The sequence below is a fragment of the Agrobacterium sp. B1(2019) genome (genome assembly GCF_008274755.1).
Classification (GTDB): domain Bacteria; phylum Pseudomonadota; class Alphaproteobacteria; order Rhizobiales; family Rhizobiaceae; genus Agrobacterium; species Agrobacterium salinitolerans.
Genome location: NZ_VTPB01000001.1, coordinates 42,998 through 65,628, shown reverse-complemented (window position 1 = coordinate 65,628; position 22,631 = coordinate 42,998). Strand labels below are relative to the sequence as shown.

Annotated in this window: 20 protein-coding genes; 10 read left to right on the top strand and 10 right to left on the bottom strand. The window is 61.8% G+C overall.

Translation table 11 applies throughout. The annotated features are described in order from the left end of the window. Positions 1-7 precede the first annotated feature (7 nt). From AGR1_RS00335 to AGR1_RS00310, 6 genes are all read left to right on the top strand, one after another. Complete coding sequence (locus tag AGR1_RS00335) at positions 8-1,327, top strand: cytochrome c (RefSeq protein WP_149145859.1); 1,320 nt, start codon at positions 8-10, stop codon at positions 1,325-1,327. A 326-nt stretch (positions 1,328-1,653) separates the two neighbouring features. After that, entirely contained in the window at positions 1,654-2,730 is a 1,077-nt protein-coding gene (cyoA, locus tag AGR1_RS00330) for a ubiquinol oxidase subunit II (RefSeq protein ID WP_149145858.1), read from the top strand. Between the two features lie 94 nt (positions 2,731-2,824). Further along, complete coding sequence (gene cyoB, locus AGR1_RS00325; protein ID WP_149145857.1) at positions 2,825-4,834, top strand: cytochrome o ubiquinol oxidase subunit I; 2,010 nt, start codon at positions 2,825-2,827, stop codon at positions 4,832-4,834. After that, complete coding sequence (gene cyoC, locus AGR1_RS00320; RefSeq protein ID WP_149145856.1) at positions 4,831-5,457, top strand: cytochrome o ubiquinol oxidase subunit III; 627 nt, start codon at positions 4,831-4,833, stop codon at positions 5,455-5,457. The genes cyoB and cyoC overlap by 4 nt, the downstream gene beginning before the upstream one ends. Continuing rightward, positions 5,454-5,807: a cytochrome o ubiquinol oxidase subunit IV gene (gene cyoD, locus AGR1_RS00315; RefSeq protein WP_187772003.1), complete on the top strand. Its 354-nt coding sequence runs from the start codon at positions 5,454-5,456 to the stop codon at positions 5,805-5,807. The genes cyoC and cyoD overlap by 4 nt, the downstream gene beginning before the upstream one ends. 6 nt (positions 5,808-5,813) lie before the next feature. Further along, a complete protein-coding gene (locus tag AGR1_RS00310; RefSeq protein WP_149145854.1) occupies positions 5,814-6,605 on the top strand; it encodes an SURF1 family protein in 792 nt (263 codons plus the stop codon). Positions 6,606-6,637: 32 nt separating this feature from the next. On the opposite strand, the gene AGR1_RS00305 is transcribed toward AGR1_RS00310, so the two are convergent. Genes AGR1_RS00305 through AGR1_RS00295 form a run of 3 tightly spaced genes read right to left on the bottom strand, consistent with a single transcriptional unit; the run spans position 6,638 to position 9,512 of the window. Beyond that, positions 6,638-7,990 (bottom strand): peroxidase, encoded by a 1,353-nt coding sequence (locus tag AGR1_RS00305; protein WP_149145853.1) that lies wholly within the window; start codon positions 7,988-7,990, stop codon positions 6,638-6,640. 3 nt (positions 7,991-7,993) lie between these two features. Next, entirely contained in the window at positions 7,994-8,509 is a 516-nt protein-coding gene (locus tag AGR1_RS00300; RefSeq protein WP_149145852.1) for a hypothetical protein, read from the bottom strand. A 13-nt stretch (positions 8,510-8,522) separates the two neighbouring features. Further along, on the bottom strand, positions 8,523-9,512 hold the full coding sequence (locus tag AGR1_RS00295) for a catalase (RefSeq protein ID WP_149145851.1): 990 nt from the start codon (positions 9,510-9,512) through the stop codon (positions 8,523-8,525). Positions 9,513-9,685: 173 nt separating this feature from the next. Between AGR1_RS00295 and AGR1_RS00290 the strand changes: the two genes are divergently transcribed. Next, positions 9,686-10,549, top strand: a complete 864-nt coding sequence (locus AGR1_RS00290) for an SDR family NAD(P)-dependent oxidoreductase (protein ID WP_149145850.1) — start codon at positions 9,686-9,688, stop codon at positions 10,547-10,549. A gap of 79 nt (positions 10,550-10,628) precedes the next feature. Then, positions 10,629-13,487: a winged helix-turn-helix domain-containing protein gene (locus AGR1_RS00285; protein ID WP_149145849.1), complete on the top strand. Its 2,859-nt coding sequence runs from the start codon at positions 10,629-10,631 to the stop codon at positions 13,485-13,487. Here the strand turns inward: AGR1_RS00285 and AGR1_RS00280 are convergent, their stop codons facing one another. Continuing rightward, the gene (locus AGR1_RS00280) at positions 13,488-14,303 is read right to left on the bottom strand and encodes a hypothetical protein (protein WP_149145848.1); all 816 of its coding nucleotides are present in this window, start codon (positions 14,301-14,303) and stop codon (positions 13,488-13,490) included. Positions 14,304-14,499: 196 nt separating this feature from the next. Then, positions 14,500-15,795 carry an NAD(P)/FAD-dependent oxidoreductase gene (locus tag AGR1_RS00275; RefSeq protein ID WP_149145847.1) on the bottom strand — a complete coding sequence of 432 codons (1,296 nt, stop codon included), beginning with the start codon at positions 15,793-15,795 and terminating at the stop codon, positions 14,500-14,502. Between the two features lie 321 nt (positions 15,796-16,116). On the opposite strand from AGR1_RS00275, the gene AGR1_RS00270 reads away from it, so the two are divergent. Both AGR1_RS00270 and AGR1_RS00265 read left to right on the top strand, forming a co-directional pair. Continuing rightward, positions 16,117-16,956, top strand: a complete 840-nt coding sequence (locus tag AGR1_RS00270) for an alpha/beta hydrolase (RefSeq protein WP_149145846.1) — start codon at positions 16,117-16,119, stop codon at positions 16,954-16,956. A gap of 249 nt (positions 16,957-17,205) precedes the next feature. Continuing rightward, entirely contained in the window at positions 17,206-18,132 is a 927-nt protein-coding gene (locus tag AGR1_RS00265) for a LysR family transcriptional regulator (RefSeq protein WP_149145845.1), read from the top strand. A gap of 58 nt (positions 18,133-18,190) precedes the next feature. On the opposite strand, the gene AGR1_RS00260 is transcribed toward AGR1_RS00265, so the two are convergent. From AGR1_RS00260 to trbL, 5 genes are read right to left on the bottom strand one after another with little or no spacing between them, the layout of a single operon-like run. After that, positions 18,191-18,445 (bottom strand): DUF2274 domain-containing protein, encoded by a 255-nt coding sequence (locus tag AGR1_RS00260; RefSeq protein ID WP_149145844.1) that lies wholly within the window; start codon positions 18,443-18,445, stop codon positions 18,191-18,193. 2 nt (positions 18,446-18,447) lie between these two features. Further along, a complete protein-coding gene (locus AGR1_RS00255; protein WP_149145843.1) occupies positions 18,448-19,605 on the bottom strand; it encodes a TrbI/VirB10 family protein in 1,158 nt (385 codons plus the stop codon). Next, positions 19,602-20,585 carry a P-type conjugative transfer protein TrbG gene (gene trbG / locus AGR1_RS00250; protein ID WP_149145842.1) on the bottom strand — a complete coding sequence of 328 codons (984 nt, stop codon included), beginning with the start codon at positions 20,583-20,585 and terminating at the stop codon, positions 19,602-19,604. Before trbG ends, AGR1_RS00255 begins: the two co-directional genes overlap by 4 nt. Further along, on the bottom strand, positions 20,582-21,271 hold the full coding sequence (gene trbF, locus AGR1_RS00245; RefSeq protein WP_149145841.1) for a conjugal transfer protein TrbF: 690 nt from the start codon (positions 21,269-21,271) through the stop codon (positions 20,582-20,584). Before trbF ends, trbG begins: the two co-directional genes overlap by 4 nt. Beyond that, a complete protein-coding gene (gene trbL / locus AGR1_RS00240) occupies positions 21,268-22,629 on the bottom strand; it encodes a P-type conjugative transfer protein TrbL (RefSeq protein WP_149145840.1) in 1,362 nt (453 codons plus the stop codon). Before trbL ends, trbF begins: the two co-directional genes overlap by 4 nt. Positions 22,630-22,631 lie beyond the last annotated feature (2 nt).

Sequence of the window (22,631 nt, the reverse complement as noted above, 5' to 3'; positions counted from 1 at the left end):
GCAGAGAATGAGAACGCTTCTTCGCATCGCATGCGGGCTTGCCCTGGTTGGAACACTCGGCCTTCTCGCTCTGATCTATGTTCCCATCCAGCGCACCAGAGCACTCACAGACCTGCCCACAGATCACCTGCCGGCAAGCGGCGCCGGAAAACAGGTCGCGGTCGCGGCCGATTGCATGGCTTGTCACACTGCCCCGGGCGGGAGACCGTTTGCGGGCGGGCGGGTAATAGAATCTCCCTTCGGGCCGATCTATTCGAGCAATATCACACCCGACAGGAAGACCGGCATCGGCGATTACACCCTCGACGACTTTCGCGCAGCTCTCTATGACGGCGTGCGCAAGGATGGTGTGCATCTCTATCCGGCGATGCCCTATCCGAGCTACCGCAAGATGACGGAAGAGGACGTTCGCGCACTCTATCTCTATATGATGCGCGAGGTCGCAGCGGTGGAATCAGCTGCACCCGTCACGAGCCTGTCTTTCCCCTTCAATCAGCGCTGGGGTATCCGGCTTTGGGACTGGGTATCTCTGCCGAGAGCGGGGTTCACGCCCTACATGGGCGATCCACAACTCGATCGCGGCGCTTATCTGGTCGAGGCGCTTGCCCATTGCGGCTCATGTCACACGCCGCGGAACGCGCTCACTTTCGCAGAGAAGGGGTATGATGCGCGGTCTGCCGACTTCCTGACGGGCGCGACGGTTGGCGGCTGGCCCGCGCCTGATCTGCGCGCCCGTGACAGCGCCGCCCAGCAATGGAGCTTCGCCGAGCTCGCCGCACTGTTGGCGAGCGGGCGCAACGAGACTGCGGGCGTATCGGGAGAGATGGCGGTTGCGGTAGAGCACTCCCTGCAATTTCTGCCGAAGGCGGACCTCGAGGCGATCGTCGCCTATCTCAAGGCTGCCCGGCAGGAGCAAGTAGCCACCGGCATCGGCATCGGTACATCTCCCGGATCGACCACCCGCGATCTGGAGCAGGCCTCGCCTGAGCTGGAACTAGGCGCGAGGCTCTATCTGGACAACTGCAATGCGTGCCATTTTACGGATGGCAAAGGAGCAAAGAACGTCTTCCCTCGGCTCGACGGCAACGCTCTCGTGACATCCATCGAACCGGGCGGGCTCGTGTCCGTGATTTTGAACGGGGACGCGGCGCCATCGACGATTTCGCGACCGGAGCGACTTGCCATGCCCGGCTTCGGATGGCGATTGAGCGACGACGAGGTCGCGGCCCTCGCTACTTTCGTGAGGAAAAGCTGGTCGAATGACGCATCTGCCGTGACGGCTGAGACGGTGGCCAAGTTCCGCCGCACTGCAGCGGCCGCTCCCTGAGTGCGTTTGGCCAACCCAATCGCTCTCCGTCGCGACACTCCAATCCCGTTCAGCCGGCGCGCGAGCCGCTCAGACCGCGACTTTGCCCTTCGGGCCTGGACGCAAGACGCTAGCCGCGCCAACAAACTTTTTCCGGTCGGCGACGGCAGCATCGAATGCCTCGTCGCCAAAAGCGCGTCGAGACGGTTAGCGAGACGCAATAACCGTAAGACCGCTCACGCTCACTGCAACGCATCGCAAGATGTAGGCACAGTCGCGATCACTGAGAATGCTTCGCTGCGGGACAGGACTTTTCACTGCCCGCTGCCGATCGGGGAGCGGGCTTCGTGGCAAAGGGCAAGTTGAACAGAACTCTCGTTGCCGTTTTGGGCCTGAGTTTCCTTGCCGGATGCAATTCCGTTGTTCTGCGGCCGGCAGGCGATGTTGCCACCCAGCAGCGTGACCTCCTCGTTTTTGCAACGGCGCTCATCCTCGTGATCATCGTTCCACTCATCGCGGCTGTGCTGATTTTCGTCTGGCGATATCGGGCGTCAGGCAATGGGCCTTATGACCCGGAAACAAAGGACTCTGCTCGCCTGACGGCATTGGTTTGGTCAGGCCCGCTCGTCATCATCGTCGTACTCGCGATCACGACGTGGTTCTCGACACATCGGTTAGATCCCTATCGTCCGCTCGATCGCATCGGACCGGGCAGGCATTTGGCTGCAAGCGACAAGCCGATGGTCGTACAGGTGATCGCTCTCGATTGGAAATGGCTGTTTATCTATCCGGAGCACGGGATCGCCGTGGTCAACGAGGTCGCTGCTCCCGTCGACGTTCCGATCCGGTTCGAGATAACCGCGTCCTCTGTCATGAATTCCTTCTTCGTCCCAGCATTGGCGGGGCAAATCTACGCCATGCCGGGGATGGAGACCAGGCTGAACGCGGTCTTCAATAGGCCTGGGAGCTACGAGGGTTTTTCCGCCAACTACAGCGGCGCCGGCTTTTCCAAGATGCGGTTCAAAGCGCTCGGTCTCGATCGCGCGGAGTTCCAGGCCTGGATCGACAGGGTAAAGGCAGGGACGTCACGTCTGGATTCGGCTGGATATCTTGCGCTCAGCAAACCCAGCGAAGCGGAGCCCGTTCGATACTACGCCGCGGTCGATGAGGCTCTCTACCCTGCGATACTGAACATGTGCGTTGGTGATCCCGGCGCATGTTCGGTTCGAACAATGCATCACGCTCGTGCGGGACACGCTGACGTCGTGCCCGCAACGATCGCGCGCTCGGATGCAGATCGCCGGCGCAGCCAAAGTGCCGCGGCGATCGCCGCAGAAATAGGGAATGCCCCAATTTGTCGAGCGTCGCCCGAGCGCGACGCAATGAATGACGTCGACCGTATCCGGCTGAATACGGGTTTGTGATGAGCAACCGGGGTGAGCGCGAAAGGCACGTCGGGGAAATGGTTGGATCGACTACACGCGGCGTCGCGCCTCTAAATGAACCAAAGGCCACCTGATGGAAACGGAGCTTGAGCACAGAAGTCTAGTCCTCGGACGTCTATCATGGGACGCGTTGCCGCTCCACGAGCCGATTCTGATCGGAACCTTCGTAGGCGTAGTAACCATCGGCGTTATCATCCTCGCTGCGATCACCCGATACGGGCTGTGGGGTGTTCTTTGGCGCGAGTGGCTCACAAGCGTTGATCATAAGCGTGTCGGCATCATGTACGTCATTCTTGCGCTGGTCATGCTGCTGCGAGGGTTCTCCGACGCGATCATGATGCGAGCCCAACAGGCCATCGCCTTTGCCGGCTCTGGCGGCTATCTCCCGCCGCATCACTACGATCAGGTCTTTACCGCGCATGGCGTGATCATGATCTTCTTCATGGCCATGCCATTCATCACCGGCGTGATGAACTATGTCGTCCCATTGCAGATCGGCGCCCGCGACGTCGCCTTTCCGTTTCTGAACAATCTCAGTTTCTGGATGACCACGGCGGGCGCGGTCCTTGTGATGATGTCGCTGTTTGTCGGCGACTTTGCACGCACGGGCTGGCTCGCCTATCCGCCGCTATCCGGAAGCGCGTATTCGCCCGGCGTCGGGGTGGACTACTACACCTGGAGCCTGCAGGTGGCCGGAATCGGAACGTTGCTCTCGGGGATCAACCTGCTTGTGACGATTATCAAGATGCGGGCGCCGGGCATGACGATGATGCGCATGCCGATCTTCGTATGGACGGCCTTCTGCTCGAATATCCTCATTGTCGCCGCATTCCCGGTTCTGACGGCGACCCTCGCATTGCTGATGTTCGACCGGTATCTCGGCACGCATTTCTTCACGAACGACCTCGGCGGCAACGCCATGATGTACGTCAACCTGATCTGGATCTGGGGTCATCCGGAAGTCTACATCCTCGTTCTGCCGGCATTCGGGATTTTCTCCGAAATCGTCGCCACCTTCTCGGGAAGGCGCCTGTTCGGTTACCGGTCGATGGTGCTGGCCACACTGACCATCACAGTGCTCGCCTATCTGGTCTGGTTGCATCACTTCTTCACCATGGGCTCGGGAGCGAGCGTCAATGCCTTCTTCGGCATTACGACGATGATCATTTCGATCCCGACCGGTGCAAAGATGTTCAATTGGCTCTTCACCATGTATCGCGGCCAAATCCGGCTCGAAGTCCCGATGTTGTGGGCTGTCGGCTTCATGGTCACGTTCGTCATCGGCGGAATGACCGGGGTTTTGCTTGCGATTCCGCCCGTGGACTTCTCGCTTCACAACAGCCTGTTCCTAGTCGCACACTTTCACAACACGATCATCGGTGGTGTCGTATTTGGGCTGCTGGCGGGTTTGGTTTACTGGTTCCCCAAGGCGTTCGGATTTCGCTTGGATCCGTTCTGGGGGAAGCTTTCCTTCTGGTTCTGGCTGACGGGCTTCTATTTTGCTTTCATGCCGCTTTACGTGCTGGGCCTCATGGGCGTCACGCGCCGGATGAATCGGTTCGAGGACCCGGCGCTCCAGATCTACTTCGTCGTGGCTGCCTTTGGTGTTTGCCTGATCGCAATCGGCATCGCCTGCTATTTCATGCAATTCGTTGCCGGTTTCCGGAAACGACAAACGCTGGCGGACGTCACGGGCGATCCGTGGGATGGCAGGACGCTGGAATGGTCAACGACGTCGCCCCCTCCCGCGTACAACTTCGCGGTCCTGCCCATGGTTCGTGGTGTCGACGAATGGTGGTCGATAAAGCGCGACGGGCGTCGCCGTCCGGTGGGCACGCTTGAATCCATCCATATGCCCAGGAACACCGGCACAGGCGTTTTCCTTGGCGCTCTCGGCGTCGTGATCGCGTTCTGTGCTATCTGGTATGTCTGGTGGCTCTGCGCGCTCTCGGCGGTCGTGGCCGTTGTCGTCGTTATCGCCCACACCTTCGACTATCAAAGAGCGTTCCATATCCCCGTGGAAACCGTCCGCAGGATCGAGTCCGACGCTAACGGGCGGCTCGAGACGGGAGCGTCGGTATGACCGAGACGGATTACAAGGGGACCTCCTTAGCTCACGGCAGCGACGTCGACAGCTCTCGGAGGGAAGGCGACGAAGGCACTTTCATCGGCTTCTGGTTTTACCTGATGAGCGACTGCCTCATCTTCGCCGTCCTGTTCGCAGTCTACGCCGTTCTCGGCCGGAGCTTCGCGGGCGGTCCGGAGCCAACCCACATCTTCGACCTTCGCTTGCTGGCCGCCAATACAGCGATCCTGTTGCTGTCGTCGCTCGCCTACGGCATGGGGATGCTGAGGGTGGAGGCGGATCAGGCTGGCCGCGCGGTAATCTGGCTTGTTGCCGCGGGCATCCTCGGGCTCGCGTTTCTCACTCTCGAAGTGAGTGAGTTCGCAGGCCTGATCGCGGCCGGTGCTGGCCCGGAGCGGAGCGCCTTCCTGTCATCGTTTTTTGTGCTGGTGGGAACCCATGGCCTCCACGTTCTTGTGGGTCTGTTGTGGCTCGTCACGCTCCTGGCGCAGGTCGCGCGGCATGGGCTGATCTCAGCCAACAAACGGCGGCTGCAGTGCCTCGGCATGTTCTGGCATTTCCTGGACGTGATATGGGTTGGTGTCTTCTCGTTCGTTTATCTCTCGGGGATGGTCCAATGAGCGAGACGATCAACCGTGCCGGCGGCGCCACCGCGAAGGGCTATGTTGTCGGCTTCATACTGTCCGTAGCCCTGACCGGCGCGGCCTTCCTTGTTGTCGCTATTCCCGTCATAGAGAGTGCTGTCGTGGCGACGGGGCTAATCATGCTCCTCGGCGCCATGCAGATCGTGGTCCATATGATCTGCTTCCTTCACCTGACGACACGCGCCCACGGCGGCTGGATGTTCATGGCGCTATGCTTCACGGCCCTCATCCTTGCCATCATGTTCGCCGGCTCGCTTTGGGTTATGTATAACCTTTCCACGAATATGATGCCGGTATCTCCTGATATGGCCAAGGGCCTCCCCTGAGATTCGATGAGCGGGCAATCAAGCCGGCCGATCGATGTGTCCACGCCAGCGGGGAGCCAAGACGAACCGGGACTCGGCCTGCCGTCGCGGTCGCAGCGTGCAGTGGTCATCGGCGCCGCTTTGATCTGCACCGCTGGTCTCATTGCTCTCGGCAACTGGCAACTCGAACGCAGGATATGGAAGCACGAGCTCATCAACCGGGTCGAGGCGAGGATCCACGCTAACCCGGTGGCGCCGCCAAGACTGTCGCACTGGAATCAGCGAGCGGCGGAGCAATTCGACTATCTGCGCGTCCGGGTCTCGGGAAGGTTTGACGTCACGCGCCAGGTGCTGGTCGAGTCGTCCACCGATCTTGGTGCCGGTTACTGGGTGATGACACCCCTGCTTCTCGACGATGGCGCATCCCTTCTCGTCAACCGCGGCTTCGCTCCACTCGCAATGAAGCATAAGCTTAAGAGGGATCGGCATCTGGACGCCGCGACGGTCACGGGACTGGTTCGCGCTCCCGAACCGCGATGCTCGTTGTTGCGAGAGAACGCTCCCGCCGAAGGCCGCTGGTGTTCGCGTGACGTCGCCGGCATTGCTATTGCGCGTGACCTGCGCCGCCCCGCGCCGTACTTCATCGACGCTGAGGTCAAGGACGGCGATGCGGCCTACCCGGTCGCGCTGACCCGCGTCAGGTTCAGCGACAACCATCTGATCTACGCGCTTACTTGGTATGGGTTGGCGGTATTCGGGCTATGTTTCGCGATTCTGGCGGGATTCCCGAGATTGTTGCAGCGCGCCCGTTCCGAATAGGATCGATCCTGTGATCGAGAAGCACAAGTCTATTACTTTGCATCTTCGTCGCCGACGCCGCCCGTCAGCTCGGTCATCCAGCGCAAGGCAGACAGGCTCGGCAGAAAGAGATGTTCGCCGCCTCGCACCACCGTGAAGTCCGGCATGGTCTTGAGATGCTTCCGGACGGGACGGGCGGGATAGGTGTAGTCGTCGGCGCGATCTCGGCGGCCCACGATCGGATCCGATCGTGAGCCCTCGCCAACGAAGTCGCCATCGTTCACCCATTGCGACTGGACGAATTCGAACTGGCGCGCCGGGTCGGCATTGACGATAGCAAGGACGATGCCGCGGTCTTCGCCGTCCTCGTCGAGCAATCCTTCAGCCAACAGGGGACCATAAGCCGAACCCCGGCGCAGCAGACGGTGCGTGCGCGCGTCGGAGATAGTGCCGTCTAGCGCGTCTCGCGGATTGACTCGGCGGATATGGCTTCCGACCGGCGTCTTGCGCCCGTCGGGATCGTCCTCGCGATACCGGAAGGCATTGCGCCGGAGAGGATCCTGCACAATGCTCGGGTCATCGTGGTCGGGAGCAAGCGCCAAGGGCGCGCCACTTCGCCAGCGGCCCATCATCTTCGCGGCGACGAGCTCCTGTCCTTCGGGCGTGTCGGCGCTGTCGTGGAGGTAGCGGCGGAATGCTGCCACATGCTGGCGGATCTTCCGGACGGAGATGAAGGTCCCGTTCCGCCACAGCACCTCGGGGCCAGACGCCACTGCCATCCGTCCCAGTTCATTCTCGTAGCCGAGTACGAATTCCCCGGCTTTGGTGACATCCTGACCCGGCATCGGTTCGCCGCCTTCGCCTTCGATGAAGGGACGGCTCAGACCATCCACGTAGCCGAAATGCTCTCGCATCGTCGGCGGAATACCAACGTTGAGTTGCGAGATCAGGCGAACGCCGGAAAGGCCGCGCAGCGCATCCCTGCCGACCGCCAGCTTTGCATCGCGACCGGCCTCGCTCTGAGCCATCAGGAAGAGGCCGAGGTGGAACCCGTTGCCACCATGCGGCAAATCCCAGTTTATCGGATCGCTGTCTCCAACGTCGCCGAGGAAGGTGCGCCGAGCGGCCATGCCCTGCACGAAAGGCAGTGGAAAGCCCTCGACGATCGCTGGGGGGACGCCGATGCGCCGCAATCCCTCTGCGCTGAAGACGACATTGATCCACGCCTGGTCAGACGGAGCAGACCAGTCCTTTGCGGACGTGATATGCGGCAACAGTCTGGCAACGCCCCTGCGTGCTGCCTCGCCGCTATCGATCCGGAAGACAAGATAGGCGCCGAAATACGGCATGGGACGGTTGCGAAGCACCGTACCCTGAATGTCCTCCAGCTCCAGAGACGTCGCCATTGGCTAACTCGCTGCGTCAAGAAGCTCGGTGAGCGCACTGCTCAACCGCTTCAGCCGGCTCACGTCCTTCACCGAGAGATCATGGTGGCAGACATAGAACATTTCCGCGGTGACCAGGCTTTCGAGGATGAGCTGCCGCGTTTCCGGTTCCGTCGACTTGCCGTAACCCTCCCAGATTCCGGGGAAGAGCATGTCGAACCACGGGCCGCCCTCGCGCAGAATGTCTTCCAGATAGGGCTTGAAGTCACCGTCGTAGGTGACGGTCACCAGGATTTGGGTTTGGTCGTTGATAAGCACGATCCGGAGCTCGTGGACGGTGCCAATTCGCGCCTCGTAGTAGCGCGCCTCGGCCTGGAATTGAGCCATGCGCTGCCGGAGCAGGTCGACGGCGCCGGGAATGATCCTCGCTACGGCCGTGACCTCACCGCGCTTGCCATATCGCAGGCCCGGTCCGTCGGGCTGGTTCCTGACGTCGACCACGTCGGCGGTGCGTTCGTTCGGCGTGTAGTTGGCGTTCATGGTTATCTCCTTCTCACGATTTCGTGCCAGTTGGATGCGTTGCCGCGTTGGGCGCGAGAGCGCTGCCGCGACGCCAGCCACCACTGCGCTGTGCCGCCGATGCCTCGTAAACACCCCGTCTGATCTGGAGGATCGGATCGTCGGTAGGCTCGATGCCGTCGACCAGTTGACTCGGGTCGTGGTTCATGACGGGATCGCCGATCTCGGCTTCGGTCGTCGGCGCGACTAAAGTCAGACGGCCGATCCGCACGCGCCGTCGATCGTCCGGCCACAGGTGCGTGGGATCGTCCAGAATGTCTCCCGGCTCGGCCAACTCCAGTTCGAGATCGAACTCGACCTGCCCGCCACGCAACCGCTCTTCCAACTCACCGAATAGAATTCCGACATCCTGCGCGGACAGATCTGACACCGGCTGCCCCTTCACGCCGGCGACCGGTGCCCAATGGAGCCGCGCCGGTGTGACAGTCTGCTCGGTATTGACGAGATTGAACGCATGGACGGAGTGGAAAGCCGTGTGAGCGAAGCTCACGGGAGCCGGCGACTCCGCGCGCATCTTGAGAACCGCGGCTGCATTCGGATGCTGTGGCAAGATCGCCTTCAGGCCGTCGAGGTTGGGGCGCCCGCCCGGGCTGGTCGGGGCGGCCGCTTCCACCAGCGCAATGAATTGATCGATCGAACGCGCGATAAACAGCTTCTGGCTCAACATCACCAGGTTGGTGACCCTCCCGTCCGGCAGGTAGAATCGTGTGGCCATGCCGACTGTCGCGCTGAAGTGCGCGAACGGATCTCCTCCGCCTTTGGAGAAGCGGACGGTGACCGGCACTTCTGCGCCTTGCAGATGGATCGCGCGACTGAATTCGGGCGCCTGCGGGTTGGCTTTGAAGGTGCCGCGATAGAAATGCCCGTCCGCGTGAAGGGTCCGATAGCCTTCGAACTTGCCAAGTACCGCGTGGATCTTCTCCACGATCTCGCCTGCAAGCCGGTATTGGCTGTTCTGGGTCATTGTAGGCGCTCCGAATAAGACACGTATCGGAGCAAGTGATAGGGAGGAACGCGGGGGTCCTGTAGTGAGCACCTGCTAGAGACGCGTTAGATGAAGGAGCTAACGCCTCGCTACCTTTCAGAGCTCCAGCCATCGTCTAGGGTCCTTGCGAACACTGGCAAGGAGGCGCCGCAATGCAGCAAATCGTTCAGAGCAATCTCAAAGGGCGCACGGCCGTGATCACCGGCGCCGGAGGCGGCATTGGCCTCGCGCTGGCCTTGGAAGCGGCGCAGCGCGGCATGGATGTCGCTCTTGCCGATATCGGTGCCGACGCGCTGGAGGCTGCCAAAGCTCGTGTCGAAGAACTCGGGGTGAAGGCGATCGCCGTGCGTACCGATGTCAGAAACCTCGCAGAGCTCGAATCGCTGCGCGACACGACTGCCGCCCAACTGGGTGATCCGTGGCTCGTCATCAACAATGCCGGGGTTGCCAAGATCGCCCTTGCCTGGGAGACAAGCGAAGCCGATTGGCGTCGTATGCTCGACATCAATGTCTGGGGCGTCGTGAACGGCCTTCTCGCCTTCCTCCCTGGACTGCGCGAACGGAAATCAGGCTATATACTCAACACTGCCTCGGTCGGCGGACTGCTGAGCATGCCGGCCAACGCCGCCTACGTCGCGAGCAAGCATGCCGTGGTCGGCCTGTCGGAAACGCTCTATCGCGAGCTGGAGGCAGACGGCGGAACGGTCGGGATCTCGGTCCTGTGCCCTGCCCTCGTGAAGACGGCGATCGCCGGGACAAGAGAAGTCGACGGAAAGCAGGTGTCGGCAATCGACTCGCCCCATGCCATGGAGCCCGCCGATGTGGCGCGATTGGCCCTGGATGCGGTCGAGGCGCGACAATTCTGGATCCTGACGCACGGCGAAGGCATCGCGCCTTACATGCGCGCGCGGCTCGATCAGATGATTTCGCAGCGCAACCCTGACCACGCTAGCGTCGATCGCGCCATTCTCGAAACAGCGACAGCGGCCACAGGCGTCGACTTTCTTCGCGAGTGACGAAGGCTTCGCTTTCCACCCATCATCACTTTTTGGAGGCTTCACGGAGTGCTAGGATCGGCACGACAGAGGAGTGCCGATGGCCGTATCGCTTGCTGAGGAGTTCAGATTTGGGTCGTTCAAGCTTCTGCCGGGCCAGGCGGTCCTGCTGAAGAATGACGAACCAGTACGTCTTGGCAGTCGAGCCACGGAAATCCTCATACTACTCGTCCGCCATGCTGGTGTACTTGTTACGAAGCAGCAGATCATGGAGGTGGTGTGGCCCGACATTGTTGTTGTCGAGGCTAATCTTTCGGTTCATATGAGCGCGCTGCGGCGCGCCCTCGAAGACGACGACGCTGCCTCTCCGTATGTCGTTACCGTTCCAGGCCGGGGCTATCGGTTTGCAGCGCCGGTCATCGTCGCGGAGCAAGAGCGACCCTATGATCCCAGCGGCGCGGAGGGCAGGAGCAATTTGCCCCTGCTGCTGACCCGGTTGATCGGGCGGACTGAAATTCTCGATTCCCTCACTCGCCAGCTCCCGCGTCAGCGCCTCACCACGATCGTAGGGACCGGGGGTGTCGGAAAGACGGCGCTCGCGCTGCATGCCGCCGAGCGGCAACTCCCGTTCTGGCGCGATGGCGTCTGGGTCGCGGATTTCGCCTCGCTCGCAGACGCGGATCTGGTTCCGACCACGCTGGCCACGGTACTGGGGCTTGAGGTTCGCTCGAAGAATCCGGTTCCAGCGATCATCAGTGCGCTCGCCGACAAGCAAACGCTGCTGCTCTTCGACAATTGCGAGCATGTCATCGAGGCAGTGACCATGCTCGCCAACGCAATATTGCAGTCGGCGCGTTCGGTCGCGATCCTCGCAACGAGCCGCGAGACGCTGACGATCCCGGGAGAGACGGTGTTACGCCTGGAGCCGCTCGGGGTGCCCCCGGAAACGGAACTCGTCGGAACCCGCGAAGCTCTGCACTACGCCGCTGTACAGCTTCTGCGGGAGCGAGTGCAGGCCGTGGATGCAGAGTTTGAGCTTGGAGACGAGGACGCTCTGGCGGCCTCACTGATCTGCCGCAAGTTGGGCGGCGTCCCGCTGGCGATAGAATTCGCGTCCGCCCTCGTGCCGATTTTCGGCCTGCGCGGCCTTTCCACGCGGCTCGATGACCGGCTGCGCTTGCTGGCCGGGGGCCAACGCACCGCCCTTCCGCGGCATCGCACCCTCAATGCCGCGCTCGACTGGAGCTATCAGCTGCTGGATTCGTCTGAACAACTCGCGTTGCGCCGGCTGGCCGTCTTTACGGGCGGCTTCACCATCGACGCGGCATGTGCGGTCATCGGCGAAGCATGGGAAGAGGTCACCGTCGCGGAGACAATCGCCCGGCTCGTGCGGAAGTCGCTGATCTCGCCGGACATGCGCGACTCGACGCTGCGTTTCCGGCTGCTGGAGACGACACGCGCCTTCGCCCTGGATGCGCTTGAAGCTGCAAATGAGGCGCGCGAGACAGAACGTCGCCACGCTGAGTATTTTGCACGAGCGCTCCTGGGTGAAGGACGGCTCCCCCCTGCAAGCCAGGACTATCGCGCGTTTACGCCCGACCTCGACAATGTTCGCGCCGCGCTTCGTTGGGCGATGTCGGAAAATGGGGACCAGAAACTGGCGCTTGCGATCGGCGCGGGCGCGCTGCCGATATGGTTCGGCCTGTCACTGTTGACCGAGTGCGGAGCACGCGCAAAGGACCTCATGGCGTGGGTGGATCCTGCCCTGCAGCAGTCGCCGAATGCCGCCGCCATCAATGTCGCGATCGCTGCGACAGAAATTTTCACCTTCGGTGCTCCGGACGAAAGCTATCACGAGTGGACCGAGCGGGAGCGTGTGGCTGCAGACCAAAACGACCTTATTGAAAGGGTCCGGCTGTTGCTCGGGCGATGGACCTACAATATCCGCATGCCCGACTATGGCCTTGCCGACGAACAATCCCTCACTCTGGTTCGGATTGCCGAGCTTGCGGCTAGATCCACCGAGGAATCCGCCCAGGACGCGCCGCTCGCATTCCTCGTTGAGCCAAGGCATTTGCGCGCCACCGGTTTCTGGGCTCGCGGCACGACGCTTCATCATCTCGGAGAGCTGGAAAGCGCCCAGGCAAGTTTCGAAGAGTTTCTTGCGGAAGAGACTCCAGCGATGCGCGAGTTCTTCATGGCGATCACCGGCTATGAAAGGCGTTCGGCGTCTCTCGCCCTGCTCGGAAGCCTGAAGTGTTTGCAAGGTGATGTCGACGGTGGCCTCGCGGACGTGCGAATGGCGGTTGCGGAGGCAAGATCGACGGGAAAGGCCCTGCCGCTTTGCGAGGCACTTCAATGGGCATGCTTCACGATGCTGATCGTCGCCGAGCCTGTCGATAGCCTGGAGCCCGCGATCGACGAACTGCTGCGAACCTCGAAGAACCATTCCCTGCTCAGTCACTATGGTGTCGCTCTTTGCTTGAAGGGGCACCACGCGGCAGCTCGCGGATCACATGAGAGGGCGACAGAATTCCTGGAGCGGGGGCTGAGGCAACTCCAGGAGGCCCACTACGGTCCATTCGATCCGTTCTTCACGGGCGCACTTGCAGCAGCCAAGGCGGCGATGGGTCAGGTTCGAGAGGCTTGGGAGTGCATCGAGCAATTCGAGCACACGCGGCGGACGCACAACGGCTTTTGCGAGCCGGAGCTGCTACGGAGAAAGGCACTCTTGTTTGCGCTCGCGGGGAATGCAGATCGCGCCGAGGATGCTTTGCGCGCGGCGCGAGATGTGGCCGGCGACCAGAACGCACAGCTTTGGCGGTTCCGTGCCGGGTCTGATTTGATCGCCCTGCTGTACGCCCGCGAGCGCGCTTCCGACGCCGAAGCGGAGCGAAATTTCCTGGCGGGTTCTGTTCCAGAACCACTTCAGCGGCTGGATCAAGCGTCTCTTTGGTGATCAGGACAAGAGCGAGGCTGATCGTGAGGCGCGCCTCGATGGCGTTGTTATCCATCCTGGAAGATGGGCGATGATCGTCTCGGCCAGCACTTCTTCACCCATCGTCGTGTCTTCAACGACAGCATCGAGACGGTCTGACCACACAAGGCCTCCCCCGGCATCCGATATTTCCAGGCTGAGTCTTATGTGGGTGGGCAGCGCGCGAAGGGTGCCGTGCAGCATAGCACGGGTATTAAGCGTGTGCGCGGCATCGCGAAGGCTGTAGTTGCCGCCGGTATACTGAAAAACGGCGAGGCGCGGTGCGAGGCGGAGCGAGGATGCGCGATCGAGGAGGTAGATGAGCTCGTCGGTCAGACCGTCGGCGAATTGTCCGTCGAGACGAGATGACGACAACGCGCGAAACGGCATTATAGCCAGATCGACGATACCATCGTGACCATTCGAACCGAAGTGGCAGGACGCAGATGGATGCTCGTTTTGCTCGAAAGTCGGTCGGTATCCGCCGCCTGGAAGTACAATACGAAATGGAGCATCGTAGCCCGGCCCCTCGTAGTATTCCACCAGCTTTCGTCGCAGACGCCGCGCCTCGACGCGTACCGTCGAATCAATGCACGGGTCGTAGGGAGCGTTTCGGGCGTAGATTGCTTCGCCGACCACCAGCTCCTTCAGCGTATGACCGCGCCCGTCGATAGTCTCTTCCACGAGGAATTCCAGCAATTCGCATAACCGCGCGCTGCGACTGAAGACGGCGCTCGATCGCAAGCTTTCAAGCTGGCTACGAACTTCGGCTGCATCAGGCTGTGTGTCCATTTCCATGCAACCTCCGGCAAGATAGCGGACCAGAGCGTCCACGCTCCGAAAGTCGCATTTCCGGCGGTTATTGGCGATTTAAGAGTTCCAAAGGATTCCAAAGGCGGTGTCCGGCTGCGACCGCGGCAGCTGCGATACGGGCCAATCGCCCATCATCGCGACGGCAGACCGCATGTACCAGGATGCAGGAAGGGCAACGAATTCAACTCACCTGACGCGAGCCGGTTACCTTGTCGGGATCGACAGGACCGTATGGTTCCTCGTCGATAATGCGCGCGGTGGGTTGGCCTCTCAGATAAGTCCAAAACCAACTGACGGCTACCGCAATGCGGCTTCTCGCGCCAATTAGAAAGAAGATGTGGACGATCCCCCACACCCACCACGCGGGATAGCCCGTGAGCTTGATCCAGCCGAGGTCGGCGACGGCGGCACGGTGTCCGATCGTCGCCAGACTCCCCTGATGTTTGTACCGAAACACGGCAGCTGGCGCGCGCCCCAGAAGACGGCCGCGGATCACCTTGGCGACATAGGCGCCCTGCTGTTTGGCAGCGGGCGCAAGACCCGGCACGATCGAGCCGTCTGGTTGCCGGACGGACGCCGTATCTCCAATGACAAAAATGTTTGGGTCTCCATCGATAGTGAGATCAGCTTCCACGCTGGCACGTCCTGCGCGATCACTGGCGGAATCGATCCATCTCGATGCCGGCGACGCTGTGACACCGGCGGCCCAGACAACGGTTCGGGACGGAAGCAGTTGTCCTCCGACCACCACTCCCTCCGCGCTGCATGCGGTTACCGGCGCTCCAAGGAGCAGCTCGACGCCGCGTCTTTCGAGCGCGTGTCGCGCTGCCTCGGATAGGCCCGGCCCGAAAGTTGGCAGTATCCGCGATCCGGCCTCGACCAGGACGACGCGTGCCTCGCGAATGTTGGCTCGCCGAAACTCTCTCGGCAATGCGCGCTTCGCCAGGTCTGCGATTATGCCGGCGAGTTCCACGCCTGTGGGGCCGCCACCGACGACGACAAATGTCGTCTGGGCTACGTGGTCCGGCGCGTCAGGTGATCGCTCAGCACGTTCAAAGGCGGTAAGAATCTGATTTCGAATTGCAGTTGCGTCAGCGCAGGTTTTCAGTCCAGAAGCGAATTGTTGCCATTCGTCATGCCCGAAGTATGCGTGGCGTACACCCGTCGCGAGCACCAGGGTGTCGAAACCAATCGTTTCCCCATCCCTCAGCAAAACTTGACGCTTGTCCTCGTCTACCGCTTCAACCTCGCCAAGGAGGACCTCGACATCGCTGCGATCGCGAAAGATCTGGCGGATCGGCCAGGCAATCTCTGCTGGAGACAGGATCGACGACGCCACTTGATAAAGTAGCGGCTGGAACAGGTGATGATTGCGTCGGTCGATCAACGTGATGGAAGCCGGCACGCCCTTTAGCTTCTTGACAAGTTCGACGCCCGCAAAACCGGCGCCAACAACAACAATGCGATGCTCAGCCATACCGTTCTCCTGCTCGCTCGGCGCAAGGTAGAACAATGGCGCGAGGGCGTGAGGTGACTTCCAGTTAGGTGAACGCGTCTAATCCGCTGCCGGCAAATCCCGGGATCGAGCCCTGAGTGTGTCCATTTGCTGAGACTCAGAGCACCCGGTCGCTGAAAAGCTAACCGTTAACTGATTTCGGCTCACGCACGGTAACGACTGCAAGGGATGGGATTCGTGCAAGCTGTTCGCGTCCGACAAGCGGCTGCCTGACATATTCCCGTGCTTCGAGGCGGGAGCCTCGGGCAACGAAAATAGCAACGACCAAGGAGGCGGCATCCGATGAGCTACATCACAGTCAATGACGGCACAAAAATCTTCTTCAAGGACTGGGGACCGAAGGACGCACCGCCCATCGTGTTCCACCATGGCTGGCCGCTGAGCGCGGATGATTGGGACGCGCAGATGATGTTCTTCCTTGGCCACGGCTATCGCGTGATCGCCCATGACCGCAGGGGTCACGGACGGTCGAGCCAAACCTCCGAAGGAAATGAGATGGACACGTACGCCGCTGACGTGGCGGCGCTCACTGATCATCTCGATTTGCAGGGCGCTGCGCACGTTGGGCATTCGACTGGCGGTGGCGAGGTCGCTCGGTACGTTGCCCGGGCAAAGCCCGGTCGCGTCAGCAAGGCCGTGCTGATCGGAGCAGTCCCTCCGATCATGGTCAAGACGGACGCGAATCCCGGCGGTCTCCCTATCGAGGTCTTTGACGGATTCCGCTCGGCCCTCACAGCGAACCGGGCGCAATTCTTTCTCGATGTTCCGAGCGGCCCGTTTTACGGCTTCAATCGCCCGTCAGCGCAAGTCAGCGAAGGAGCCATTCGAAATTGGTGGCGCCAAGGCATGATGGGCGGTGCAAAGGCCCACTACGACTGCATCAAGGCTTTCTCAGAGACTGATTTTACGGAAGATCTGAAGGCCATCGAGGTGCCAACGCTCGTGATGCACGGTGAGGACGATCAAATCGTACCGATCGAAGATTCCGCGTTGCTTTCTATCAAGCTACTTCGGAACGGAGTGCTCAAGACCTATCCGGGGCTGCCGCACGGCATGTGTACCACGCACCCCGATAAGATAAACGCCGATCTTCTGGCTTTCTTGCAGCAGGGAATCTCCTGAATTGCGCCCCCTGGAGCGGCGTTGGTGTCGGAATCAGTGCTGACAGAAATGATGCTCCAGGGTCCGATCGGATCGCAATCACCATAGTTGCCATTCTGACAGCCAGGTTCCGAGCCACTCGAGACGTCCAGACACCTCGGTGCGGAGGGTGCGCACATTGAATGCCTTCTGGGAATAGGGATTCAACGGACCAATGACGTGTCGAGGCCGAATTGCAATAGCAGTTGCCGCAAAACGACCTCTTCCCCTATGGAACTCCGCCACCTTCGCTATGTCATCTCTGCCGCTGAGAAAGGTAGTTTTCGCCGAGCGGCGAAAGCTCTTCAGGTCTCCGAGTCGGCAGTGAGCCGATGCGTTCGCGACCTTGAGGATGAGATCGGGGTCGCGCTGTTCATTCGATACAATGGTGGCGTTCGACTTACCCATGCCGGACAGCGATTTGTAGAGCGCACGCAAAGGGCGCTTAGCCAGATCGGCCATGCCACTCGCGACGCCGGACAATTTGGGAGGGGCGAAGCCGGGGCCGTACGGATAGGCATCTTCTCGTCGCTGGCGTCCGGGTTCATATGGGAGCTTCTCAACGCATATTTGAGCGCAAATCCAACGGTCCGACCCGAAATCGTGGAAGGTGGCCCGTCATCCCATATCGCCGCGGTTCAACGCCATCATCTTGATATTGCTTTTCTTACCGGGCGCCCAAAGGCCGACGAATGTGAAATGGCGCATCTCTGGAATGAGCGGGTTTTGGTGGCGCTTCCAAGCCGGCATGAACTTGCCCTGAAGCGAGAAATTGATTGGGCTGATCTGTGCGAGCGCCGCTTCATAGTGAGCGAGGGAGATCCTGGTCCCGAGATCTACGACTATATTATCAAGCATCTCGCCGATCTTGGACGGCATCCACTTGTCGAACGCTATGGAGTGGGGCGGGATAACCTGATGACGCTTGTCGCCATGGGGCAAGGTTTGACACTGGTGAGCGAAGCCGCGCGCGGCGCTCGGTTTCTCGGAGTCGTCTATCGACCTCTTCGTGGAGCGGTACTCCCGTTCTGCGCAATTTGGTCTCCCTCTAACGACAACCCAGCGCTCCGGCGGCTGGTCAGTCTCGCGAAAAAGATGTCGCGGTTGGCCCTGTTGTGCCTCGTTACGATCTACTTCCCGCCGATAGAGGGCGTGTAGTACGCTTCACGGCGATGGAAGTTTTCTGAGGCGGTGCCTGCAACTGTTGCAGTAAAATCTACGTTGAGCGAGCACCGCCCCCCTCTGAGCCGTGAGCCGGCGCCCGGCGAGCCTTTGCAAAGGCGCGATCAGTGAGAATGAACCGCTCCAACATTGGTACAATCAGCTTCACAGGGTCGGAAACCGCGTGTCCCGTCTCGCGGGCCAGTACCTCGGCATAGGCCGCAAGGTCACGGTGGAGTGAGGCGGGCAGTTCCATAGTGACTTTGACAGGTTTGTCGTCGGCAATCGGTCCGAGCTTCAGCTTAGCCATGGTCAACCCCTATAAGGTTCGAGCACAAGGTCGCGGGTGACGATGACGCGGACGGGAAAGCCCGGCCGGATCGTCAGCGTCGGTGCCACTTGTAACTGACGGCGGATTATTTGTTGTCCAGCATCGTTGATCGTGTCCTGCGCGCCGTCGCGGATCGCCGCGACCAGGCGATCCTCGTCGCTGACGGCGAGCTCGGTGCCGACGGCGAGCAAAGTGGACAGGCCGGCCGCCTTGGCGAGATCCCACCAGTGATAATCGACACCATCCTCGAGACCGGCATATCCCTGCGTGTCGGCGCCCGGTTGACGTTCGAGGACGATAGACCGGCCGTTCGGGAATATCAGTCGGTTCCAGACCAATAGAACCCGCCTTTGGCCGAACTGCACGTTGTTGTCGTACTGACCGATGATTCTCGTCCCCTGCGGAACGAGCAGGCTGCGACCGGTCGGACTGTCGTAGATGTTTTCCGTCACCTGCGCAGTGATTTGCCCCGGAAGGTCGGAGCGTATGCCGGTGATGAGTGCTGCCGGTATAACCGCTCCGGCCTGGAGCACGAAGGGCGAGGCGGGAGCCATGACGCGATCCGACGAGGTCGTGCGGCGATCGACCGGTCCATTGAGGAAAGCGTTCTGTCGATCCTGCGCGGTTTGCTGGCCGGCTTGACCCGCGAGGCCGGCGAGATCGACACCGGCAATGCCGGTTGTGGTTGAACCTCCCGGCGCCGCCGGGGTCGTGCCCGGCTGGGTCTGGAAGAAGACGCGCGACGTGCGCGCGGCCTCTTCCTCCGCGATACGGCGTTGTTCGGCTTCGTCGACAGCCGGCGTCGTGATCGTCGGAGGAACGACGGGCTGGCCTCGGTTCTGCGCGTCCAGAATGGGTCGTCCGAGATCGCCTGGTAAGGGCGGGCCGAGAACAGGGCCGGTGTAGTCTCGCGGCAATCCGGCGAGACCATCCGCGGTCTGGCGGTTGGCTGTCGAGTAAAGCTCCTCTCCGTCGCGGCCGGCGTTCCGGGTCTGGAGTGCGTAAATCAGCGCGCCTCCTATGCCGACCAGAGCGACGGCCGTGACGCTCGCAAGCACCTTGCGCGACAGCCGGGTTACGCGCGGCGGCTCCGCCCGCAGGCGCATCGGAGCGCTCGTATTGCTGTTTTCCTCGCTCATGACGCGGGCCTCCCGTCGGTACGGACAATCCTCACCGTTTGCTGCTTATCACCGCTGCCGAGGCGCAATTCGGCAGCGCCGAACAGACGATCGACGATCAGGATGTGTCGGTGGACCCGGGTGTTGGCGATCTGGGCCTCACCCTCTGGCCCGATCACGAAGATCGGTGGCATCTCGCCCTGGACGATGCCGCGCGGAAACTCGATATAAACGCGCCGGCCATCGTCATAGACGGAGACGGGCTTCCAGGGTGGGTTGCCGCCGGTCAGGCCATAGCGGTAGTTGCGCGCGGCGACCGCCGGAATGACCGGCGTCGCGGGGATGGTCTGGCCCTGTCCGCCTCTTGGCTGGGGGTACGCCCATGCCACTGAAGGCATATAAGGTTTCGCGCCGGAGCGCAGCTCGATCATGTAGACGCGCCGATCGGTCGTCACGACAAGGTTCGTCGATATGTCGGCGCGGCTCGGTTTCACGAGGATGTGGACGCGTCGGGTCGTGCCGCTGCCGCTCTCGGTGTCGCCGATGATCCAGCGCGCGGTATCGCCGGCAGCGATGGGGCCGGCTCCAGTCAGGCTCTCACCCGGCTCCAGCGCGATGTTTGTGATCTGTCCTGGCGCAGCATAGACCTGATAGAGAGCGCCTTCTGACCACGGGTAGACCTGGATGGCGTTGAAATAGCCCTCCCGGCGCGGCTGCACGCGAGCAGCGGCATTGGCGTTTTCGACGCGGGCTGTGGGCGTGGCAGCGGCCGTACCGCCTTTCGCCGGTGTCCAGCCCGGAGGGATATGGATCGGGCGCGGCCGATCGTCAGTGACAGCCACGGGCACGGCCGGCAACGCCGGCACATCGCGATCGTAGCTGATCTCCGGCGGCTTCTGTGGCGTCGCGCAGCCGGCCAACGTAGTGGCGGAAAGCAGCAGAACCGGAAGCACGGATTTACGGAAAGCCGGAATGGCGTGGTTGCGGAAAGCCGGCTTCATTGGCTCATCTCCCGCGACCAGTTAATGGCGTTGACGTAGATCCCCAGCGGATTGACCTTGATCCGTTCGGCGTCGCGCGGCGGCTGGATCACGATGGTCAGGATCGCAGTCCATCGCTGGGTGGAGGAGAGCTGGCCATTCTCGAAATGCCGCTCCGTCCAGGCGACACGGAAGCTGTCGGGCGACGCCCGAATGACGCTGGAGACCTCGACGGCGATCTGCTGCTTGCCGACTTTGGTGAACGGGTCGTTGGCGCGGGCGTAGTCATTTAGTGCCGCGGCACCGCGATCCGTCGTCCATTCGTAAGCTCGGAGCCAGTTCTGCCGGACGATGATCGGGTCGGCCGGAATGCTCCGCGTCTGCTCGATGAAACGCGCAAGGTGCCAGGCGACTTGCGGATCGGTCGGGCGGAAATCGGCGGTAGCGGGCGCGACCGCCTGCGCCTGGCCGAGATTGTCCACCTGAACAACCCATGGCACGACGGTTCCTCGCGCCGACTGATAGACCAGGGCGGCGGCAAAACCGGCCGACAGGATCAGGGAGCCGAACGCCATGTAGCGCCAGTTCTTCGCCTGCACGCGAGCCGAGCCGATACGCTCGTCCCAGACTTGGCTCGCCCTCTGGTACGGCGTTTCGGGTTGGGGTGTCTTGCCGAAATGAACGGCGGGCCTTTTGAAGAGATTCATGAGCGGTCGCTTTCAGAGAGATTGACGGATGCGCCGGACCCGTGGCTGTCGCCGGAACGGACGGCATGCGCGGCGGCGCTGACGCCGTGGGAGACATGGCGGCCGCGCTTCATGCGCTGAGCCCATGCGGGGGGCTGATCAGTCGTCGTTGCGGGCGCGACGGAGGAAGGCTCCGCCTCGCCGCCGACCGACCCCATCGTGGACGCGCCGCCGGTGGCGCCGAAGCCGGCGCGGGCGCCGTCAGAGAAGCTGGATTTCATGCTCTCGGACGCGCGCGAAGCCGCTCGACGTAAAGGCGACGTGGCGGCCGATCCGGCAGCGCGCGCGACGCCGCCGACGCCGGACGCCACACCCGAAGCGCCGGACTGTCCCATGGAGCCGACCGTGTAAGCCGACGATGCCGCTCCGGCCGCCGCAGCTCCGCCACGGGCCACCGCGGCTCCCCCGGAGAGAAGCGCTGCGCCGCCTCGCGCGGCGAGCATAGCGCCGCCGCCGGCGGCAAGCGCCGCGCCGCCCACGGCGAGACCGGTGCCGACCGCGGCGCCAGCACCGAGCTGGGGACCGCCGCTGACCAAGCCAGACGCGATTCCGGGACCGAAGATGCCGAGCCCAACGAGGGACAGCGCCGCAAGCACGATGGCCATGGCGTCGTCGATGCTGGGCGTTTGCCCGCCGAAGCCCTGCGTGAACTGACTGAAGAGAGTCGAACCAATGCCGACGATGACGGCGAGCACCAAAACCTTGATGCCGGACGAAATGACGTTCCCCAAAACCCGTTCGGCCATGAAGGCGGTCTTACCGAACAGGCCGAAGGGGATCAGCACAAATCCCGCTAACGTGCTCAGTTTGAACTCGATCAGCGTCACGAAGAGCTGCACGGCCAAAATGAAGAAGGCGAGGATGACGAGCGCCCATGCGAAAAGCAGGCACGCGATCTGGATCAGGTTCTCGAAGACCGCGATCCAACCCATCAGCGGCGAGATTGCCTCAAGCAGCGGGCGGGCCGCGTCGAGGCCGGTCTGCGCCACCTTGCCGGGGCGGAGGAGATCCTGTGCGGTGAAGCCGGTCCCGGAGGCTTTCAGGCCGAGACCCGAAAAGCTGTCGAAGACGATCTTCGCGAGATTGTTCCAGTTGGAAATCAAATAGGCGAAGACGCCGACGAACAGCGTCTTCTTGACGAGGCGTGCGATGATGTCGTCATCGGCGCCCCAGCTCCAGAACAGCGCCGCGAGCGTCACGTCGATCACGATGAGCGTGCTCGCGATAAACGCCACCTCGCCGCTGAGAAGGCCGAAGCCGCTGTCGATGTATTGGGTGAATGTCCCAAGAAAGCTGTCGATTACCCCCGAGCCGCCCATGG

Coding starts and splice junctions, on each gene's coding strand:
- AGR1_RS00335 (WP_149145859.1), top strand. CDS start 8: ATGAGAACGCTTCTTCGCATCGCATGCGGGCTTGCCCTGGTTGGAACA.
- cyoB (WP_149145857.1), top strand. CDS start 2,825: ATGGAAACGGAGCTTGAGCACAGAAGTCTAGTCCTCGGACGTCTATCA.
- cyoC (WP_149145856.1), top strand. CDS start 4,831: ATGACCGAGACGGATTACAAGGGGACCTCCTTAGCTCACGGCAGCGAC.
- cyoD (WP_187772003.1), top strand. CDS start 5,454: ATGAGCGAGACGATCAACCGTGCCGGCGGCGCCACCGCGAAGGGCTAT.
- AGR1_RS00310 (WP_149145854.1), top strand. CDS start 5,814: ATGAGCGGGCAATCAAGCCGGCCGATCGATGTGTCCACGCCAGCGGGG.
- AGR1_RS00305 (WP_149145853.1), bottom strand. CDS start 7,990: ATGGCGACGTCTCTGGAGCTGGAGGACATTCAGGGTACGGTGCTTCGC.
- AGR1_RS00300 (WP_149145852.1), bottom strand. CDS start 8,509: ATGAACGCCAACTACACGCCGAACGAACGCACCGCCGACGTGGTCGAC.
- AGR1_RS00295 (WP_149145851.1), bottom strand. CDS start 9,512: ATGACCCAGAACAGCCAATACCGGCTTGCAGGCGAGATCGTGGAGAAG.
- AGR1_RS00290 (WP_149145850.1), top strand. CDS start 9,686: ATGCAGCAAATCGTTCAGAGCAATCTCAAAGGGCGCACGGCCGTGATC.
- AGR1_RS00285 (WP_149145849.1), top strand. CDS start 10,629: ATGGCCGTATCGCTTGCTGAGGAGTTCAGATTTGGGTCGTTCAAGCTT.
- AGR1_RS00280 (WP_149145848.1), bottom strand. CDS start 14,303: ATGGAAATGGACACACAGCCTGATGCAGCCGAAGTTCGTAGCCAGCTT.
- AGR1_RS00275 (WP_149145847.1), bottom strand. CDS start 15,795: ATGGCTGAGCATCGCATTGTTGTTGTTGGCGCCGGTTTTGCGGGCGTC.
- AGR1_RS00270 (WP_149145846.1), top strand. CDS start 16,117: ATGAGCTACATCACAGTCAATGACGGCACAAAAATCTTCTTCAAGGAC.
- AGR1_RS00265 (WP_149145845.1), top strand. CDS start 17,206: ATGGAACTCCGCCACCTTCGCTATGTCATCTCTGCCGCTGAGAAAGGT.
- AGR1_RS00260 (WP_149145844.1), bottom strand. CDS start 18,445: ATGGCTAAGCTGAAGCTCGGACCGATTGCCGACGACAAACCTGTCAAA.
- AGR1_RS00255 (WP_149145843.1), bottom strand. CDS start 19,605: ATGAGCGAGGAAAACAGCAATACGAGCGCTCCGATGCGCCTGCGGGCG.
- trbG (WP_149145842.1), bottom strand. CDS start 20,585: ATGAAGCCGGCTTTCCGCAACCACGCCATTCCGGCTTTCCGTAAATCC.
- trbF (WP_149145841.1), bottom strand. CDS start 21,271: ATGAATCTCTTCAAAAGGCCCGCCGTTCATTTCGGCAAGACACCCCAA.
- trbL (WP_149145840.1), bottom strand. CDS start 22,629: ATGGGCGGCTCGGGGGTAATCGACAGCTTTCTTGGGACATTCACCCAA.